13 protein-coding genes are annotated in these 19431 nt (G+C 72.1%); 7 read left to right on the top strand and 6 right to left on the bottom strand.

Annotated elements, in window-relative coordinates; translation table 11 throughout:
* Positions 1 to 14 precede the first annotated feature (14 nt).
* From B6G06_RS00380 to B6G06_RS00365, 4 genes are all read right to left on the bottom strand, one after another.
* Positions 15 to 4439: a coiled-coil domain-containing protein gene (locus B6G06_RS00380; RefSeq protein ID WP_081170402.1), complete on the bottom strand. Its 4425-nt coding sequence runs from the start codon at positions 4437 to 4439 to the stop codon at positions 15 to 17.
* Between the two features lie 599 nt (positions 4440 to 5038).
* On the bottom strand, positions 5039 to 6157 hold the full coding sequence (locus tag B6G06_RS00375; RefSeq protein WP_081170400.1) for an ABC transporter ATP-binding protein: 1119 nt from the start codon (positions 6155 to 6157) through the stop codon (positions 5039 to 5041).
* Positions 6142 to 7899 (bottom strand): ABC transporter permease, encoded by a 1758-nt coding sequence (locus B6G06_RS00370; protein ID WP_240494064.1) that lies wholly within the window; start codon positions 7897 to 7899, stop codon positions 6142 to 6144. Before B6G06_RS00370 ends, B6G06_RS00375 begins: the two co-directional genes overlap by 16 nt.
* Positions 7900 to 8023: 124 nt before the next feature.
* Positions 8024 to 9130 carry a thiamine ABC transporter substrate-binding protein gene (locus tag B6G06_RS00365; protein ID WP_081170398.1) on the bottom strand — a complete coding sequence of 369 codons (1107 nt, stop codon included), beginning with the start codon at positions 9128 to 9130 and terminating at the stop codon, positions 8024 to 8026.
* A gap of 401 nt (positions 9131 to 9531) precedes the next feature.
* Here B6G06_RS00365 and B6G06_RS00360 point away from each other — a divergent pair, with 401 nt between their 5' ends.
* The 3 genes from B6G06_RS00360 (at position 9532) to B6G06_RS00350 (ending at position 13746) form a co-directional block, all read left to right on the top strand.
* On the top strand, positions 9532 to 9813 hold the full coding sequence (locus tag B6G06_RS00360; RefSeq protein WP_080462915.1) for a DUF4235 domain-containing protein: 282 nt from the start codon (positions 9532 to 9534) through the stop codon (positions 9811 to 9813).
* 209 nt (positions 9814 to 10022) lie between these two features.
* Entirely contained in the window at positions 10023 to 12473 is a 2451-nt protein-coding gene (locus B6G06_RS00355; RefSeq protein ID WP_081170396.1) for a (Fe-S)-binding protein, read from the top strand.
* 301 nt (positions 12474 to 12774) lie between these two features.
* Positions 12775 to 13746, top strand: a complete 972-nt coding sequence (locus B6G06_RS00350) for a hypothetical protein (protein ID WP_081170394.1) — start codon at positions 12775 to 12777, stop codon at positions 13744 to 13746.
* Between the two features lie 432 nt (positions 13747 to 14178).
* On the opposite strand, the gene B6G06_RS00345 is transcribed toward B6G06_RS00350, so the two are convergent.
* Positions 14179 to 14919 (bottom strand): ABC transporter permease, encoded by a 741-nt coding sequence (locus B6G06_RS00345; RefSeq protein WP_081170392.1) that lies wholly within the window; start codon positions 14917 to 14919, stop codon positions 14179 to 14181.
* Entirely contained in the window at positions 14916 to 15734 is an 819-nt protein-coding gene (locus B6G06_RS00340; RefSeq protein WP_081170390.1) for an ATP-binding cassette domain-containing protein, read from the bottom strand. The genes B6G06_RS00345 and B6G06_RS00340 overlap by 4 nt, the downstream gene beginning before the upstream one ends.
* Before the next feature lie 362 nt (positions 15735 to 16096).
* On the opposite strand from B6G06_RS00340, the gene B6G06_RS10590 reads away from it, so the two are divergent.
* The 4 genes from B6G06_RS10590 to B6G06_RS00320 all read left to right on the top strand — a co-directional run bounded on the left by B6G06_RS10590 (position 16097) and on the right by B6G06_RS00320 (position 19369).
* Complete coding sequence (locus B6G06_RS10590; protein ID WP_081170387.1) at positions 16097 to 17269, top strand: sensor histidine kinase; 1173 nt, start codon at positions 16097 to 16099, stop codon at positions 17267 to 17269.
* On the top strand, positions 17250 to 17927 hold the full coding sequence (locus tag B6G06_RS00330; RefSeq protein WP_080463529.1) for a response regulator transcription factor: 678 nt from the start codon (positions 17250 to 17252) through the stop codon (positions 17925 to 17927). Before B6G06_RS10590 ends, B6G06_RS00330 begins: the two co-directional genes overlap by 20 nt.
* A complete protein-coding gene (locus tag B6G06_RS00325) occupies positions 17924 to 19081 on the top strand; it encodes a sensor histidine kinase (RefSeq protein ID WP_081170385.1) in 1158 nt (385 codons plus the stop codon). Before B6G06_RS00330 ends, B6G06_RS00325 begins: the two co-directional genes overlap by 4 nt.
* A 93-nt stretch (positions 19082 to 19174) precedes the next feature.
* On the top strand, positions 19175 to 19369 hold the full coding sequence (locus tag B6G06_RS00320) for a hypothetical protein (RefSeq protein ID WP_080462358.1): 195 nt from the start codon (positions 19175 to 19177) through the stop codon (positions 19367 to 19369).
* The last annotated feature ends 62 nt before the right edge of the window (positions 19370 to 19431 follow it).

Below are 19431 nucleotides of genomic sequence, written 5' to 3'. Positions count from 1 at the left end.
AACCGCGTCGCCCACTAGGCCAGGGCCGGGGCCACCTCGTCGACGAAGGCCAGCGCATCGCTGCCCTCCCATGCCGGATCGGCCAGGAGCTCGCGGACGCGCTCGCAGGCGCGGCGCGCCTGATCACGCTCATCGAGCTCCATGAGCGCGCGGATCATGCGGGTCAGCGACTCCGCTGCGGCCTGGCGGTCGTCCTTGGCCATGAATCCCTCGACAGCGGCCTCGCAGTACGGGACGACCTCCGAGTCATGGCCGACGCGCCCCAGGATGAACGCATAGGCGTCGTGCCAGGCGCCGCGCTCCCAGGCCCGGTCCTTCCCGGAGAAGGACTCCACGAGCAGCTCGCGCGACTCCTCCATGAGGATGCGCGCCTCGTCAAGATGCTCGGCGGCCTCGTCCCGGCCGGGCGCGTCGACGATGGCGCGGGCGGCCTCGCGAAGGGAGCGAGAGCGGTGGCGCTTGCCGCCCTCAGTGCCTGTGCCATGGAGGTCTGCGATCTGGCGGTGCAGGTCGGCGGCGGTGGCGTTGTCGCCGAGGTCGGCGGCGGCCGTTACCGCGGTGGTCAGCTGTTCGATGGCCCTGTCCACGTGGCCGTCGCGCACAAGGATCCGGGCAGCGGCGGTGGCGTTGTCAACGGCGCCCCGGCTCTCCCCCATGTCGGACTGCGCGGAGGCGAGCAGGCCCCGGACGTAGAGCTCGACGCCGGGGGCGTCGATGGCGCCCAGTTCGGACAGGGCTGCGGAGAAGGCCTCGACGGCCTCGGCGGGACGGCCGTCCTGCGCCAGGGCGCGGCCCAGTGAGACCGTGGCCAGTGGGCCGCTCACGGGGGCCTTGAGAGCGGTGAGCGCGTCGGCCGCCCCGCGCCGCTGCTCCAGCGAGACGCTGGTGGCGTGATCGGCGGCGGTGGTCTCGGCGAGGAGAGTGCGGGCGGTCACGGCGGCGAGCACGGGAGTGCGATCGTGACGGCGCAGGACGCCGTCAGCCAGGTCGCTGGCGCGATGCGGGAAGCCGGCCTCGTTGAGGCGCCGGGCCCGCAGGAGGTCGAGGTCGTCGGCGGGATGGTCGCCGTGGAACCCCTCGGGGACGGCGTCGAGGATCCACTCGAAGAGCGCGATGGCGGCATCGGCGCCATCGGGGTCGGACAGCGCCGAGAGGACCTGGGCGAGATCGGCGGCGGTGTTGCCCATCTGGACGAGGCGGCGGTACTCGGTGCCCTGGACGGCGCTGTCGCGCTTGCCGGCGCGCTCCAGCGCGCCGAGGCGCTCCAGGGAGTCCTGGACGAGCCCCCACAGGGCCTCCAGGTAGTGATGGGCGCGTTCGGACAGGGCGGCGGCGCGGACGGCGTCGAGGCCCTCGCCCTCGGGGACGTCCGCGGCGTCGGCCGCGAACTCGTCGCGCAGGCTGAGGATGTCCAGGCGCAGGAAGCCGAGCTCGCCGTCGCGCGCCCCGATGGAGGAGCGCATGCGGTGGCGCTCACGGATGGCGCCCTGGTGGTCGCGCAGGAGGCGCTTGGCGTCGGCGCGCAGGAAGGCGGTCTCGATCTGCAAGTTGGCGGGGCCCGGCCAGTCCGCCTCGAGGATCCCGCCGGCGGCCACGCGGTCGACGACGACGAATCCATCCAGGTCCGCGCCGAGCCTGGCCAGCGAGCGCGAGTAGCGCAGGACGGCATCCTTGGGGCCGTAGACGGGCATGACGGGCTTGATCTCGAGCTCGGGGTAGGGGCCCTCGAGGTCGGGGGCCAAGGTGTCCTCCATGATCGGCTCGGGCTTGCAGCGGCTCCCCACACCGGAGGGGGTGGCGGGCACGAGCTGCTCGGGCAGGACGGTCGGGGCCACGGCAGCGCCGGGGGCGCTCTGGGCGCTGACGGCCTCCGGGGAGCCGGGAACGCTCGGCGCGTGGGGCGCGCTGCCGGCACTGCCCGCGTCGGAGCCGGGCTCCGCGATCGGCGCGGGCAGCGGGGCATGCGCCGGGGACGCTGGGGAGGCGGGCGCCAGGATCGGGCCAGTCACCAGCGTATCTGCGGGCAGCGCGGGGGAGGCGGTGGTCAAGGGAGCCGAGGGGCCCGACGGCACCACCGGGGCGGGCGGCGCGGACTGGGTCGCGGGCGCGCAGACGCTCCTCGGAACTGACGGAGTCCCGGCGCTACTGGCGGCCAGGGGATCGGAGCTCGTGGCATCCGGCGGGGTGGTCGGGGTCCTCAAATCGGCGAAATCGGCGAAATCGGCGACATCGGCCAGGATGGCGGGAGCGGTCAGGGCCGGGGCGGGCGCCGGGGAGACCAGTGGTGGCGGGGGCGGGACGGGGCCCGGCGGCGGCGCGGGGGCCTCGCCCGCCGGGGCGGCCTGAGCGGACTGGGCCAAGCGGGCAGCCTGGGCGGCCTCGGCCGCCCGCGCCACCCTGACCCAATTGGGGACGGTGCCCCTCTTCGAGGAGGCCGGGGACGGCGATGCCACGTACCCGTATGCGACGGGCGAGGCGGCTGGTCGGGACGGAGCGCCGGCACGATCGGCGGCCCCCTCGACGGGGGTGATCTCCTCGGCGGAGAACTCATTGGCGACCCGCTGCACGATCGAGCGGCGGACCGGACCGCTGAAGGCCTGGGCGGCGATGCCGTCCGGGCGCGCCACCTCAGGGGAGGGGGCCACGGGGCCGGCGGGAGCAGCCGGGCTCGCCGAAACGGTCACTGGCTGGTGCGGCGCCGTCGGAACATCCTCGACCAATTCGTGAGCGGTCGTGGAGGGAGGGCGCTCATCGCCGCTGCTGGGCGCGGTCGGCACGGAGTCGGGCATAAGGACGCCGCCGCGGCCGCCCGGTCCGAGCGCGGGGACGCGGGCGTGGCCTCTGGCGGGGGTGGCGGGAGTCATGTCCGTCGGCCCGGCGATGCTCTCCTGGCCCGGCTGGGGCGGTGGCGCCGTCCGGGCCATCTGCGCTGAGACGGCCGACGGCGCGGACGAGGGCGCCGCCTGGGCGGAGGCAGCGGAGAGCGCGCCGACGGCGCCCTCGGAACCGGCGGCGCCCGCCTTTCCGGCCGAGCCCGTGATGCCCCCGGTCTCCTTCGCGCCGATGCTCGCCTGCCCACCGGCCGGGGTGGCGGGGGACATCGCGGCGGCCCGCGCTTCCCCCTTGAGGGAGGCCGCGTCAATGCCGACCTCGCCGGACTGGCTGCCGAAGGTGGCGGCCCAGGCGTCGTTCTCACGACGGCTGCGCTGGTCGTCGGGGTCGAGCAGGCCGGCGAGGCGCGAGACGTGGGCGCTGTGGGGCGGATTCTCGTCGAGGGGCTCCGTGCCGGGATGCTCGGAGTCGGCCGAGGGCAGGACGATCCCGCCGTCGCCGATGACGGGACGGGCCAGGTCGCGATCGAGCTGTTCGGAGATGGTGCGGTTGCCGTTGCGGCGGTCGTAGAGGCCGGCCAGGCGGCGGGCCCAGGCCTCCATGTCGACGCGCGCCTGGGCGATGCGCACGACCGCCGGGATGCCCGGATCGGGGCACCAGGTGGCCTGGACGGGAGCGTCGGCGCCGAGGATCTCGTTGCCCCATCCCGCGGCCTCGGCCTCGCGCAGCACGAGGGCCGCTCCGCGCAGGGCCGTCAGGAGGACCTCGCCGGACTCCGCCGTCGGGAGCCAGCCGAGGTGGCGGCGCAGGAGGGTGAGCGCGCGGTCGGGCTTGCCGGACAGGGCGAGGTACTGCCAGTGCAGGGCTATCGAGCGCAGGCTGCCCGGGCTGGACTCCTGGGCCCGGTAGGCGTGCAGGTGGGCGTTCCAGGCCGCTGCCGGGCGGCCCGAGGCCAGGAGGGCGAGGAGGGAGGCGGCGCGGACGGTCTCGCGCATCGGCCCCACGCCCACGTCGCCGCTGAGGATCGGGGCGGCGGTGGACACCGCGAGGTCCCACTCCTCGTTGCGAGTGGCCCAATCGATCTCGAGGAGGGGCTGGTAGATGTCGCGGGCCGGGTCCTCCTCGGGCTCAGCGCGCCGCCACTGCGCGAGGGCCTTGGCGGCCTCATCCTCGCGGCCCAGGAGGGAGGCGACCTTGGAGCGCTGCCCGTAGATGCCCCGCATCGCACCGCCCTGGGAGGAGTGGAAGGCCTCGACCTTGCGCGTGAGGAACCGCAGCTGCTCCACCGAGACCGCGGGATTGCTCGCGGCGACCGCCACCGCCCACGTGCAGTCCCAGGTCAGAGTGCGCAACGCCTCGGAGCTGAACAGCTCGGGCCGCTGGGAGAACCGGGCGAGGCTCCAGTTGAGCGGGTCCAGCGCCCGCCACTGCTCGTTGCCCAGGAAGTACTCGCGGGTGAGGGCGACCCGGGAGGAGACCTGGAGGACCTCGGCGCCAAGGGCATCCGCCCAGGTGACGGCCTCGGCCGTCAGCGCTGACACGGCCGGCGTGTGCTCCAGGCCGGCCGTATGTGCGAGCCTGGCAGTGATGTCCTCGCGGGTTGTCATGATGGTCCTTCCGATGGCGGTCAGGGCGGCTCAGGAAGCCGACGGGAGGTCATGGCGGGAGGGGATCCGGCCCCGTTATCCCGGCACCGGGGGCGGCGCGGGATGCGCCCGGGAAGCCCGGAAGGCCAGAGAGGACGGGAACCCGCCGGGACGCCCGGGCCGAGACGAGAGGATCGGAGGGCCCTCGGGCATCTGACGATACGCCGAAAGACCGGGCCCGGGGGCGCCGATCAGCCCTCCTTCGTGATATTCCCGTGACGTATGGGGCAGAGGATACTCTGGTTGCGTTTTGATCACAGGCGACCGGCCTCGACACCCGTTCTGTGATCCGCGTCGCAGAGTGCGCCACGGAGTGAGAGGCCCGACGCGGCGGCCCATCACTGGCGAGGGGGCATGCGCGCCTACCAGGGATAACGCCGCCATGAGCCCCTCCCTCCTGCGCGAATCATGCTGCTGCTCGACGACGGGGTCTCGCCCGGGATCGCGCGTCATCAGACCCCTCGTAGGGAGGGTATCGGGGAATACCGCCGTTCAGGCCGGGATGTGATTAGTCGGGCATTCGCTCGCGTCAAGTCGACACCCCGGCCGGCAGGACACGATCAGAACTCGATGATGGCGGTGCGGGACGGATCCAGTCCCAGGCGGACCCTCGTGCCGACCCCGTTCGCCAACCCGTTGCCCCCGCCCGCCCCAGCAGCGACGACGGCCGGCCCACCAGGGACATCGAGGGAGACATCCACCTCGACCCCGCCTCGGCGCATCCGCCTGGCGAGCACCGTCCCGCTCGCCCCCGGAAGCTCCGCGGAGCCGCGCGTCCCAGCGCCATCGGCTCCCGGTCCGCCCTCCTGCGGGCCGACGATGCTAAGCGCCCCTGGGGCGAGCGCCAGCCCGACGCCGGCTCCGTCTAGCCGCGACCCCCGTGCGCCCGGCCGGTCGCCCGCGAGCAGACTCCCCCAGCCCAGGGCCTCGGCCTGCTCGCGGGCGAGGATCGGGGCGAAGCCGAGGAAGGCCGCGACGCCCGCGCTGCCCGGATCGGCCCACAGCGCCTCGGGGGCGGCCAGGCGCGAGAGCCGTCCGGCCTCCATGACACCAACCTCATCCGCGACGGTCATCGCCTCGTCCTGGTCGTGGGTGACGTAGAGGGCGGTGGCGCCATGCTCGGTGAGGATGGCGCGCAGGTCGCCGGCGAGCTGCTCGCGCAGAGCGCGGTCGAGCGCGGACAGGGGCTCGTCGAGCAGCAGGAGCCGGGGCCGGGGCGCGAGAGCTCGAGCCAGGGCGACGCGCTGCGCCTGCCCGCCGGACAGGGTGGTGATGGGCCGCGCCGCGTAGCCGGGCAGACCGACGAGATCGAGCATCTCGGCGACGCGGCGCGCCCGCTGGGCCCGGGTCATGCCCGTCAACCCGTAGCCGACGTTCCCGGCGACGTCCCGGAAGGGGAAGAGCTGGCCCTCCTGGAACATGAGCCCGAATCCGCGCTTGTGCACCGGGGTGGCGACGACGTCGCGCCCGTCCCAGCGGATGGCGCCGGCCGCAACGGGCTCCAGGCCTGCCACGGCACGCAGCAACGAGGACTTGCCCGACCCGGAGGCCCCCAGGAGCGCGGTGATCCGCCCGGAGGGGATCTCCAGGCCGACGCCGTCGACGGCCACCACCGGCCCAGCGCCCCGGCCTGCGGAGTAGACCACCCGCAGCCCGTCGATGCTCAGTCCGTCTGCCATAGGGCCTCCCTGCTGGTCGTAGGGGTACCGGGCTCGCCGGGACGCGCGCCTTCGCGGCGCGCCCAGCGGTTCTGCAACCACTCGCAGCCGAGCATGAGGACGGCGGTGCCGACGGCCAGGATGACACCGGCGGCCAAGCCCATCCCCTGGTTCTGCGCGCCGGGACGGCCGATGAGGCGGTAGAGCACCACGGGAAGGGTCGGCTCGGTGGGGCGAGCGAGGAACGAGGTCGCCCCGAACTCCCCCAGGCTCGTGGCCAGGGCGAATCCGGCGGCGAGGCCCCCGGCGCGCGCCAGGTGCGGGCCATCGACGGTGAGCAGGACGCGCCCCGGACCGGCACCGAGGGCGGCAGCGGCCTCGCGCTGCTGGGGATCGATGGCTCGCAGGGCCGGCAGGAGGGTGCGCACCACGAGCGGCACGGCCACGACGGCCTGGGCGAGCGGCAGGATCCACCATGACGCCGTCAGGCCCGTGGGGGCGAGGGTGATGAGGAAGCCGAAGCCGACCGTCACGGCGGACACGCCCAGCGGCAGCATGAAGGCGGCGTCGAGGAGCGAGACGGCACGGGCCAGGGCGCGGCTGCGGGGGCTGCGCGAGACCACGAGGCTCACCGCGCTGCCCACCGCGAGCGCGATCGCGGCCGCCACGACGGCCGCGCGCAGGGAGGTGGCGGCGGCCTCCCAGACGGTGACGAGCAGGGCGCCCCCCTGGCCGCGCGTGCCCAGGTCCGTGTAGTTCGCCAGAGTCCACCGCCCGCCCCGGCGCAGGGAGCGGACCACGAGCACGAGCACGGGGGCGGCCAGGAGCCCCCCGATGGTGACGGCGGTGAGCGCGAGCGCGGGGACGTCGGCACGGCGCAGCGGGGTGGCGGGCACGTCGAGGCGCAGGCGGAGCCGGGCGGTGGAGGCGGCGCGGGCGCGCTCGGCCCCCCAGAGGGCCGCGGCGATGACGAAGAGCTGGACGACGGACAGCACGGCGGCCGCGCGCAGGTTCAGGTACTGGGCGGTCTGGACGTAGATCTCGGTCTCGATGGTGCCGATCCCCACCCCGCCCAGGACCAGCACGACCCCGTAGGCGGTGGCGCAGAACAGGAACGTGAGCGAGGCGGCCGACGCGATCGCGGGGGCGAGACTCGGCAGGGTGACGGTGCGCCAGGCCCGCCACGGCGAGGCGCCGAGCGCGCGGGCGGCCTCGACGGCGCGGGGGTCGAGCCGGGACCACATGGTGCCCACGGTGCGCACGACGAGCCCGTAGTTGAAGAAGACCAGCGCGGCGACGACGGCGGTGAGCGTCCCGTCCAGGCCGAGGCCTCCCAGCGGCCCGCCCTTCGTGACCAGTGCGTGGAAGGCGACGCCGACGACGACGCTGGGCAGTACGAAGGGCACGATAACGATCCCGCACAGGAGGTCGCGCCCCGGGAAGGAGCGCCGGTAGAGAACGAGCGCTCCGGGCACGCCGAGAACGACGCAGATCACGGTGGCCGCCGTCGCCTGAGTGAGGGTCTGGGCAAGGATCCGCCAGGTGCGCGGGGCCGTGAGGACCTCGGCGAAGCCGGTGAGGTCGAGGGCGCCGTCGGGGGCGAGGCCGCGACCCATGAGCGTGGCGACCGGCCAGAAGAACAGCACCGCGAGGAAGGCGAGCGGCACCGCGACCGCCGCCGCCCAACCGATCGCCTCCCCCGGGGTGCGCGAGGGGCCCGAACGATGAGGCCCGGGCCGAGGGCGGCCCTCCTGGACTACCATCCGCGCTCCTCGTTCCTCGGGGCGCTCCCGCCGGCCCCGCCACGCCCGCGGAGGGCCGCCCCCACCCCTGCCTGGCGTGGAGACATCGCCACAGGCGAGAGCCGCCCCGCACCCGGCCCCGGCCTCACTGCCCGACGGCCTCGGTCCAGGCGGCGAGCCAGGTCTCGCGCTTGTCGGCGATGGCGGCGGGATCGAGGGCGAGCGGGGAGGCCGAGAGGGCGCCGAAGGTCGTCATGGCGGGGCTGAGCGTCGCCTCGGCGCTGACGGGGTACATGTACATCGAGTCGGGGATCGCCGTCTGGACGTCCTTGTTGAGGAGCCATTCGATGAAGGCCTTGGCGCCGGAGGGGTTCTTGGCGCCGGCCAGGACGCCCGCATACTCGATCTGCCGGAAGGCGGTGGCCGGGACGGAGGCGGTGGTCGACGTCGTCCCATCGGCGCTGACGGTGGCGGCGGGCGAGGAGGAGTAGGACAGGACGATCGGATAGGCGCCCCTGCCCTCGCCCGCGGAGAAGTCGACGCTGTAAGCGGCGGTCCAGCCCTCGACGATCTTGGCGCCGTTGGCCACGAGCCGCTTCCAGTAGTCGGCGAAGCCGTCCTCCCCGAAATGCGCGATGGTGGCCAGCAGGAAGCACAGGCCGGTGGTGGAGGTGGAGGGGTTGATGAGGACGGCGAGCCCCTTGTTCTCGGGCTTGGTGAGATCCTCGAAGGAGGCTGGTGGCGTGAGGCCGTGATCGGTGAGGTAGGCGACGTCGTAGTTGAGGGCGACCTCGCCGAAATCGATGGGGGCGATGGCGGCGGCGCCGTCCACGAGGTAGTCCTCGGCGCCGGCGGGCAGGGTGATGGTGGAGGCGGGATCGACCACGCCGCTCGCGGCCAAGCGGGAGATGAATGAGTTGTCGACGCCGAAGAAGGCATCGCCCAGTGGCGCGTCCTTGGTGAGGACGAGCTGGTTGGCGAGCTCGCCGCCGCTGCCGGACTTCGAGATGGACACCGTCAGGCCGGAGTCCTTCTGGAAGGCGGCGAGGAGGTCCTCGGGGAGGTTGAAGTCGTCGTGGGTGAGGACGGTGATCGTATTGGCGTCGTCGCCGCCCTTCTTGCCGCAGGCCGTCAGGGCGGTGGCAGCGGTGACGGCCGCCGAGCCGGCGAGCAGGGCGCGACGGGTGAGGATCGGCGCGGGAGCCGTGCGGCGCGGGGCATTGGGGCTGGTCGGGGTGGTCGTAGCGGTCATGATGCCTCCTGGTCGGGTGCCTGGAGGGCCCGCGCCCGGGCGGCGCGCGGGGAGAACTCGACTTCCTTCGCCGGTGCGAGCCGGAGCAGGTTCGAGGGTCTGCGGTTCCCCGCACTCTCAGCGCCCGCCCCACCATCGGCGGCGGGATTCGGCGCTCCCCTGTCGTAGTGGCCCCAGCATAGCCGGGCGCGGGTCATGCGGTCCCACTGCGCGCCCCGGATCTCTTCCCCTTCCTCTTCTTGCGCCCTCGGCCCGCAGATACCGTCTCGGCCCGCTGTTGCGCCCTCATCCTTGCAGTTTGAGGGCGCAACGCTGGGATGAGACGGTATCTCGGGGGTGAGGGCGCAAAGATGGGGCATGATCGTCCCATCGCATCGCCCGCCGACCGAAGGAGCCCCGCCATGCCCGGCAAGACCACCGTTGACTTCGCCTGGAAGGCGACTGCTGCCGTCGCCACCCTGGCCGCCGGCTTCGTCGCCGACAGGGCGCTGGGCACCGTCTGGAAGACCGTCACCGGCAAGCCGGCCCCCAACGACGAGTCCCAGCTCCTGGACTACCGGCTCATGGAGGTCGTCGCCTTCGCCGCCCTCTCCGGAGCCGCGCTGGCCGTGACCCGCGAGCTCGCCCTCCGCAAGGCGGCCGCCTGGTACGGCGGTCGTGGCCACAACCCCCTCACCTCCTGAGAGAACTCCCCATTCCCGAACGTCGCGGGCCGTGGAACCGTTGGCCCCGAGCCTGATGGTCTCTGATCATCGACCCGGACCGGACCGACCGCCTCCTGCGCAACGCGCCCCTCAGCCCCGACCGCCCCGGGCCCCGCACCCTCCCATACGCGCTCACCAGCCGGCCCTGATGACGGGCGGGGCGCCGCCGCGCACGTAGGCTGGGGCCCGTGACATCGCTCGAGGTTCTCCAGGCCGTCTGCGCCGCCATCGTGCTCGTGTCGACCATCGTCGGCGTGACCGTCTTCGGCCGCGCCAGCCTGACGATCGCCCGGAGACTGCGGGTCGGCCGCTCCGTGCCCCGCGAGCGCCTGCGCCCCGTCGGCCGCCGCGCCTGGCTCTCCCTCTCCGCCGCGCTCAACCACCGGGCCTTCCGGAGACGCCCCTGGATCCGGGCCGCCCACTGGCTGGTCATGATCAGCTTCCCGCTGCTCTTCCTCACCCTGGTCACCGGGTACGGGCAGGTGCTCGGCGGCGCGGCCTTCACCCTGCCGCTTCTCGGGCACGCCGCCTGGTGGGGGTGGGTCGTCGACATCATCGCCTGGCTGAGCCTGGCCGGCATCATCCACCTCGTGGCCGTGCGCCGGCGCCTCACCCGCCGGGGCGCGGCCGAACCGCCCTACGCCGCCGACTCCGAGGGGGGCGCGCGCCCCCGCACCTCCCGCTTCGCCGGCTCCACCGCCCGCCAGGCGCATTTCGTGGAGGGGATCATCGCCGCCGTCGTCGCCTGCGTCCTCGCGCTGCGGATGCTGGAGCACGCTCACCTGGCCGCCTCCCCCGACGCCGCGGAGCGCGCCCTGGCCACCTGGACGCGATTCCCGCTCACCGCCTGGGTCGGCGCCGCGCTCGAGCCCCTGGGATACACGGGCCTGGCCGCCGCGATCACCATCGTGGCCACCATCAAGGTGGTGGTATCCATGGCGTGGTTCGTCGTCGTCGGCCGCCAGCCGTCCATGGGCGTGGCCTGGCACCGCTTCCTCGCCTTCATCAACATCTACGCGCGCCGCGAGCTCGACGGCTCCAAGGCCCTCGGACCGCTCGCCCCCATCACGCTGCCCAACGGCAGCCCCCTCACCGCCCAGACGATGGACGACCTCGACGCCGCCATGGAGGCCGCCGACGAGGGCACTGGCCCCGAGGTGCGCCTGGGCGTGGGGCGCATCGAGGAGTTCACCTGGAAGGGCCTGCTCGACTTCAACACCTGCACCGAGTGCGGCCGCTGCCAGGACCTCTGCCCCGCCTGGAACACCGGCAAGCCCCTGTCCCCCAAGCTCTTCACCCTGGCCCTGCGCGACCACGCGGCCGCCGCCGCGCCCTACCTGCGCGCCGCCGCCGAGCTCGGGGTCGCCCCTGAGGAGGTTGACGACGACGCCCTGCCCACCCGGGGCATCTCCAGCCCCACCGGCAGCGCCGGGCTCGCCCCAGGCTCGGCCCACACCGGCGACATCCTCGGCGCGCTGCTGGCCGCCAAGGCCGCGCCCACCGAGACCGGCGTCGCCGCCCGGCCCGCCCCCCTGGCGGGCGATGTCATCCCCGCCGATGTCCTGTGGGCCTGCACCACCTGCGGCGCCTGCGTGGAGCAGTGCCCCGTGGACATCGAGCACGTCGACCACGTGGTGGACGTGCGCCGCCAGCAGGTCCTCATGGAGTCCGCCTTCCCCAAGGAGCTCGGCGGCATGTTCCGCAAGCTCGAGTCCAAGGGCAACCCCTGGGGCCTGGCGGCCCGCAAGCGCATGGACTGGGCCAAGGGACTCGACTTCGACGTGCCCGTCATCGGGGACGACGTGGAGTCCGCAGCCGACGTCGACTACCTCTTCTGGGTGGGCTGCGCCGGGGCCTTCGAGGACCGCGCGAAGAAGACCACCCGCGCCGTCGCCGAGCTCCTGCACACCGCGGGGGTGAGCTTCGCGGTGCTCGGCGACGCCGAGTCCTGCACCGGCGACCCGGCCCGCCGCGCCGGCAACGAGATCCTTTTCCAGATGCTCGCCGCCCAGAACATCGAAACCCTCGACGAGGCCGGGGCGACGCGCATCGTGGTCACCTGCGCGCACTGCTTCAACACCCTGGCCCGCGAATACCCGCAGGTCGGCGGCCAGTACGAGGTCCTGCACCACACGCAGCTGCTCAACCGCCTCGTGCGCGAAGGGCGCCTGAGGCCGGCCCCGCCCGAGTCTGGGAGCGGAGCCGCGGACAGCGCCGGCAGCGCCCCGGGGGACGGCGCCGCCTCACCCACCGCCGCCAGTACCGTCCCCAGCACCATCCCCGCTGTCACCTATCACGACGCCTGCTACCTGGGGCGGCACAACCGCGTCTACTCCCCGCCGCGCGAGCTCCTGGAGGCCACGGGCGCGACCGCCGTCGAGATGCCCCGCCACCACGAGGAGGCCTTCTGCTGCGGCGGCGGCGGGGCGAGGGCATTCATGGAGGAGTCCATCGGGACGCGCATCGCCGTCGAGCGCTCACGCGAGGCCATTGGCACGGGCGCGCGAGTCATCGCCACCGCCTGCCCCTTCTGCACCACGATGCTCTCCGACGGCGTCGCCGGCGAGGGGGCGGATGTGCGCGTCGCCGACGTCGCCACCCTCATGCTCGAAGCCGTCCACCGGGGCCAGCAGGCCTGAGCGGGAGTGGACCGCGGACGGGCCGCGCCCCCAACTGGAACACGGCCCGCAATGCATACCGCCTCACCCCGCAGATACGGTCTCAGCCCGCACATACCGTCTCGCCCCGGTGTTGCGCCCTCATTCTCGCAGTTTGAGGGCGCAACACCGGGGCGAGACGGTTTCTTCGAGGTGAAACGGTATCTCGGGGGCGAGACGGTATCTCTATCCTGAGAACCACACCGCCTCCGAGGCATCTCCCTCAGTCACCCCTGTGGAGAGAGCTCGGTAGGAGCGCAATCCTCCTGGGACCGTCGTACCCATGAGCGCGCTCCTCTCCAATACCACAGGCCGGCAAGCACCACTGAGCAGCCCGGTCCACCTGCTCCTCGCGGACGAGGACCCGGCGGGCGGCCCCCATTCCACCCTCTTCCGGCGCAGCCAGGGACCGCGCGCGGAGCTCTACCGCCTACGGCCCGGCGTCTACGCGCCGCGGAAGGAATGGGACTCCCTGCCCTACACCAAACGACACCTGGTGAGGATCCTCGCCAACGCGCACGCGCCACGCGGACGGCGCACCGGAGTCCTCGCTCGCGAATCCGCCGCTGTCGTCCTAGGCATCCCCATGATCGGCCCCCTGCCGAGTCGTCTGCAGTTCGTGCTCCCTGGCGGCCGCCACGGAGACACCACGCCACTGGCGCATGTCGCCACTGCCCCGGAGGACACCCCCATCGTCATGGCGCACGGCCTGCCGGTGACCGATCCAGCGCATACCGCGGTTGACCTCATGCGCCACCGTTCCTTCCAATCCGGGCTCGTCACTCTCGACCATGTTCTCCGCGAGAGGCTCGCCACGCCCGAGGAACTGCTCGACATCATCGCGACCCAGCCAGGGCGCCAAGGCAACTCACGGGCGCGCCTCTGTCTCAAGCACGGTGACGCGCGCTCAGAATCCGTGGGCGAGAGCCTGTCCCGTGCCGTTCTCATCGAGCAGCACCTGCCCACTCCCGACCTGCAGGTCTCCTACTACGACCGCGATGGGAGATTCGTCGCCCGCGTGGATTTTTCCTGGCCGGAGCTGCGGCGCGTCGGAGAGTTCGACGGCGCGGGCAAATACCGGCGCGAGGTCAGCGGCATAGCTCCCGAGCGGGCCCTGCTCGACGAGCGTCAGAGGGAGAACCGCATTGAGGTCGTTACCGGTCTCAAAGTGATCCGATGGACATGGGATGACCTCATGCGACCCGAGAGGTTTCTGAAAATCCTCGCCAATGGCGGCATCGTCCCCCTGCGCTGAGCACTCACACGCCCTAGGCCTACAGATACCGCCTCACCCCACAGATACGGTCTCAGCCCGCACATACCGTCTCGCCCCGGTGTTGCGCCCTCATTCTCGCAGTTTGAGGGCGCAACACCGGGGCGAGACGGTTTCTTCGAGGTGAAACGGTATCTCAGGGGCGAAGGCGCAGCGCGGGGAAGACCCGAGGAGCGGTGGCTGGCGGGCGGGGACTGATCCTTGGCGACCGACAGCCAGCGGCTCGCAGCAGGTAACCAGTGACCGGCGGCAGGTAACTGAGAAGCCGGTAATCGGAAGATCAGCCCTTGGTGACCGGTGGGCGGCGGCCACCGCCCGCTCGAACAGGCGAAAGCGCCCCCGCCCGAGATGGGCAGAGGCGCTTTCACCATGCGCGTGGTTTCGGCGGGGCGCTTGGCCCTCGCACAAATCCGCTTACTCCCAGCGCATGCACCACGTGGCGGCCCCGAAGAGAGAAGCGCCGCCAGCGGCGAGTATGGACCAGCCGAACAGGGCGTGGGCGGCATCGCCGACACTCGTCAGCGGCCAACGCAGCCCATCCAGCAGGTATGTGGTGGGAAGGAATGAGGAAAGGGCCTGGACCCCGGGGAGGGAGCCAGTCATCGCGGCAGCGGACGAGAGAATGACCATGGGAGCCACGATCGCCAGGACGACGGCGGTGGCCACCGCGGCTGACGGTGCCACGACCCCCACGAGGACGCCGACCGAGCAGAACAGGAACGTCCCCAGGACGGTCGGGACCAAAGCGAGGGGGATCCATGCCGTAGCGGTCATCCCGGCGCCCATGCCGAGTCCGATGGCGGCGAGGACGAGCGCCTGCACGAGCGCGACGACGATCGCCACGCTGAGCACGGCGGACAGGAGCGTGGGCACCCGCACCGGCGCGCAGCGCAGAAGCGCTCCCAGGCCCGAGTCCCGCCAATCGGCCACACCGCGAGCGCCGGCGAGCACCCCGGTGCAGGCCGCGGCGAAGGTCATGACGCCGGGACCGATGACGTCGAGCACCGGGCCCGAGGCCGCGACGGTCCGCCCGCCCGTGGCAAACGTGAGGCCGACGAGCAGCACGGGCGACAGCACGAGGGAGAAGACGAGAGCAACGGGATCGCGCAGGTAGGTCCGGGCCAGTGAGCGGGTCAGCGCCTTGTAGGGGCTCATGCCAGCACCCCCCTGGAACCCAGGACGCCGGGCATGGGATCGAGCGCGCCGATGCGGCCCCGAGGCCGGTGCAAAGCGGTCCGACCGAGCTGCGGGGTCAGGCACCGATTCGAGTCGGCGACGAAGGAGGAGGCCGGCCCGACGGCGACCACTCGGCCCTCATCGAGAACGGAGACGGCATCGCACAGGGTCCCCAGCTCGCCGAGGAGGCGGGCGGCGCAGACCACGGTAGTCCCCTCGTCACGCGCCTCATCGAGCGCGTCCAGGAGATCGGCTCGCTCCGAGGTGTCCAGATCGGCCATGGGCTCGTCGAGGAAGAGGACCTCCGGGTGGTGCACCATCGCGGAGGCGAGGACCAGCATTCGACGGGCGCCCACCGGGATCAACTCCACGCGCCAGTCACGCAGCCTGCCCAGGCCCATCTGGTCGAGGAACTGGTGGGCGCGGGCCTGAGATGCCCCCATGAGGGAGGCCACCGTGCTCAGGTGCTCCCACACGGTGGCATGCGAGAAGAAGGCTGATACCGCGCCCTGCACGCCGACCCGCGCCAGGAGCGCGCAGTCGCGGCCGTCGGGGGCGCGGCCGAGAAGGGAGACCTCGCCGGCCTGAGCCCGCCGCGCGCCGTAGAGGACCTTCAGCAGCGCGGTCTTGCCCGCTCCGCTCGGACCGATCAGCCCGTGGAAAGACCCGGGCTCCACCACGAGGTCGACGTCGTGGAGGATCTCCCGCCCACGGAAGGACTGCTTGACGCCCCGAGCGCTCACCGCGGCGGCGTGGCCATCGCGCGTCGCGAAGGCGCCGAGGGCAGCGGTCATGGGCTCAATCCTCCCGTGCCGGAGCGCGTCGTGGCAGTTGCCGTCAGGCGCTCAGCAGTCGGTCGCAGTATCAGGGTTCATTACATCCGCGACCGCGATGGATGCGATCCCGGACACCGGTCGGCAGGAGGCGGGTCGCCGGCTGCCGTCGGACTCAATTCAGCATCGCCTCTCAGCCGCCGGGGCGGAATCCTGCCTTCCGCGCGACGCCGCTCCTCCCAAAGGCGGATCGCTCGCCCTGAGGTCGACGGCGATGACCGCTTGCCGCCATGGACGCGGAGCCGTCGACCCCGTGGCGGATGCAACACCACCGTCGCCGACTGACCCACCTTCCGTCCAGGAAGGTGGGCTAGCCTCGCTATATGAGCCCGGCATCCGCACCCCTGGGGACGCTCCCCGCTCCCCGCACCCCGTGGCGGAAACGGCCTCACGCACCCCGTATCCAGTGGACGGTCCGCGGCGTTCTCACCGCTCTCCTCCTGCTCCTGGCCGGAGCCGACCTCAGCGCGAATGGCACTGACCTGTACACGACGGCCTCCCTGCTGTCCGTGCCCGCGCCAGTGCTGTGCCGCCGATTCCCCTGGACGGTCACCTGCGTCCTCATGGTGGTCACCGTCCCACTCGTGGCCAGGTCATTCCTGACCGCGGCGCTCCTGGCGAGCATCACCATCATCCCCCTGCTCATCGTCGACGGCAGGGTTCGCCAGGCGGCCTCGCTCTTCCTCTGCTTCCCCACCGGCTGGCTGGCGGCGCTCATCCTCGGCTATCCCCTGACGGATGTGCCGCTGGTTGAGGTGTTCCTGCTCGCCTCGGGCGCCAATATCGGCTTCGTCCTGCGCTACTCCCACGAGATGGTGGCGCGGGAGAGGAGGCTCCGGGAGGCGGCTCTGAGCACGCAGCGGGCCGCGATCGCGAGGGACCTGCACGACACCCTCGCCCGCGCCAACACCCAGATGGTCATGCGGGTCCAGGCCGCGCGCCCCCTGGCGGAGGAGGAGCCGCGCGTCGCCGCGCTCCTCGACGAGATCGCGGCGATGGGTCATCGGTCGGTAACCGACCTGCGCACCATGCTGCGCCTCCTGCGCCAAGACACCCCCACCCCCACAGCACCCACCCCCAGCCTCACCCAAGCCATCACCAACGCCCGCACCACCCTGACCAACGCCGGCCTACACGCCACCATCACCACCGACGGCGAACTCACCCACCTACCCCCCACCATCACCACCACCCTGACCCGCGCCCTCGACGAAACCGTCGCCAACATGACCAAATACGCCGCCAAAGACGCCCACTGCACCATCATCATCGGCGCCACCCCCCACCAAGCCACCCTCCTGGCCACCAACCCCATCGCCGACCACCACCGACCCACCGACCCCGCCCTAACCTCAGGACTCGGACTCATCGGACTGCACGAACGCGCCCAAGCCCTCGACGGAACCCTCACCCACACCACCACCGACCACCACTGGACCCTCACACTCACCCTCCCACTCTCCCTGGAGACGAGCCATGCCCCCCTCAGCCACTGACCGCGACATCCGCATCATCGTCGTCGACGACGACCCGATCGTGCGCAATACCATCGCCAGCACCCTGCGGGACGCGCCCGGCATCGAGGTGGTGGCGACGGCGGAGAACGGCGCCGACGCGGTGAGCATCGTCCACGAGCGCACCGTCGACGTGGTCCTCATGGATGTGCAGATGCCCATCCTCGACGGGGTAACGGCCACCCGGCGCGTGCGGGAGATCTCGCCGGCCACGAGCGTGCTCATCCTGACGACCTTCGACGACGACACCTTCCTCGACGGAGGGCTGGCCGCGGGAGCCTCCGGCTTCCTCCTCAAGACGACGCCCCCGGCCGAGCTCATCGCCGCGATCCGCACGATCCACGAGGGCGACAAGGTTCTCTCGCCGGGCCCCACGAGCAGGATCCTCGACCGCTACATCTCCGGCCAGCCCCCGAAGACGAATGCCGCCGAGGAGCTCGACCTCTCCGAGCGGGAGAAGGAGGTCCTCGAGCTCCTGTGCCAGGCGCGCTCCAACCACCAGATCGCCCGCCGCCTCAACGTCGCCGAGACCACGGTGAAGACCCACGTCTCCGCGATCATGCGGAAGATGAATGTCGCGAGCAGGCTGGAGATCGTCGTCGAGGCGCACCGCAGGGGCCTCTCGAGCGGCCTCTCATGAGATTCCTGGGCGTGCTCGATCCGCACCGGTATCAGACCCGGAACGCCCTGCGCCTGGCCGTCATATTAGCGTTCGTCGTCTTCCAAGCGACCGCGCTCGTCACATACTTCCAGGATCTCACACTTACCACGAGCATTCTCGCGGTTGCCTGCCTACTGCTCATCGACCGCTTCCCCTGGGCAGTCCCGATCACCCTGGCCACGGGCATCGCCGCCGCGCCCCACCTGCTCCTCGCGGCCCCACTCGAGACAGCAGGATTCCTCAGCCCCGCGCTCCTCATCCCCGTCAGACGCTTCCGACAGGCGGGCCTCATCCTGGCGTCCTCCTGCGTCAACGTCACCCTCCGCGCGCAGGCCGGTGGCGCCGGCGCCTACGTGATCCTCCAGGCACCGGTCCTCCTCTGCGGCTCGGCGAGCGCGGGGATGGCCCTGCTCTACTTCCGCGCGCAGATGGAGCGGATGGAGGCGGAGCGCCTCGCCGCCCTGGCCGCGCAGCGGACCGCGATCGCGAGGGACCTGCACGACACCCTCGCCCGCGCCAACACCCAGATGGTGCTCCTGGCCCAGCAGGCGCTGGGCCAGCACCCGCGCAGTCGGTGCGTGGCGAGCGCCCTGGAGGACGTCATGGCGATGGGTCATCGGTCGGTAACCGACCTGCGCACCATGCTGCGCCTCCTGCGCCAAGACACCCCCACCCCCACAGCACCCACCCCCAGCCTCACCCAAGCCATCACCAACGCCCGCACCACCCTGACCAACGCCGGCCTACACGCCACCATCACCACCGACGGCGAACTCACCCACCTACCCCCCACCATCACCACCACCCTGACCCGCGCCCTCGACGAAACCGTCGCCAACATGACCAAATACGCCGCCAAAGACGCCCACTGCACCATCATCATCGGCGCCACCCCCCACCAAGCCACCCTCCTGGCCACCAACCCCATCGCCGACCACCACCGACCCACCGACCCCGCCCTAACCTCAGGACTCGGACTCATCGGACTGCACGAACGCGCCCAAGCCCTCGACGGAACCCTCACCCACACCACCACCGACCACCACTGGACCCTCACACTCACCCTCCCACTCGGTCCCGGCGCGGATCCTTCCGGGACCTTCCCGAGACAAATCAGTCCTACAAAAGAATGAGAGCCCTTGACCCTAGGGGCGATGGCGGTGTCCCATGAACCCGTAAGACTGGAGCCACTACAGAGCTCCCTGACCCCAACATAGGAGATCACCGTGACCCGTCGTCGCACCCTGGCAGGCGCCCTCCTCGCCGCTTCTCTTCTCACCGCTGTCGCCCCGGCCGCCTCGGCCGCCGAGGCCAGCCCCAAGGCCCCTCAGGCCGCTTCCCAGTTCGACCGGTCCGGCAACGCCGTCGCCCCGGCCTACTGGCACATCCGCTGCGCCTACTTCATGGGCTGGCTCTGCTGAGCTGGCGCACCCCATATCGTTCACCTTCCTGTGCGGAGCCCGGGCCCGTCTCCTCGAGACGG

This window comes from Actinomyces gaoshouyii (genome assembly GCF_002076915.1).
Taxonomy (GTDB): Bacteria; Actinomycetota; Actinomycetes; order Actinomycetales; family Actinomycetaceae; genus Actinomyces; species Actinomyces gaoshouyii.
Note: the sequence above shows the minus strand (reverse complement) of the source record. Positions and strands in the feature narration are given on the sequence as shown.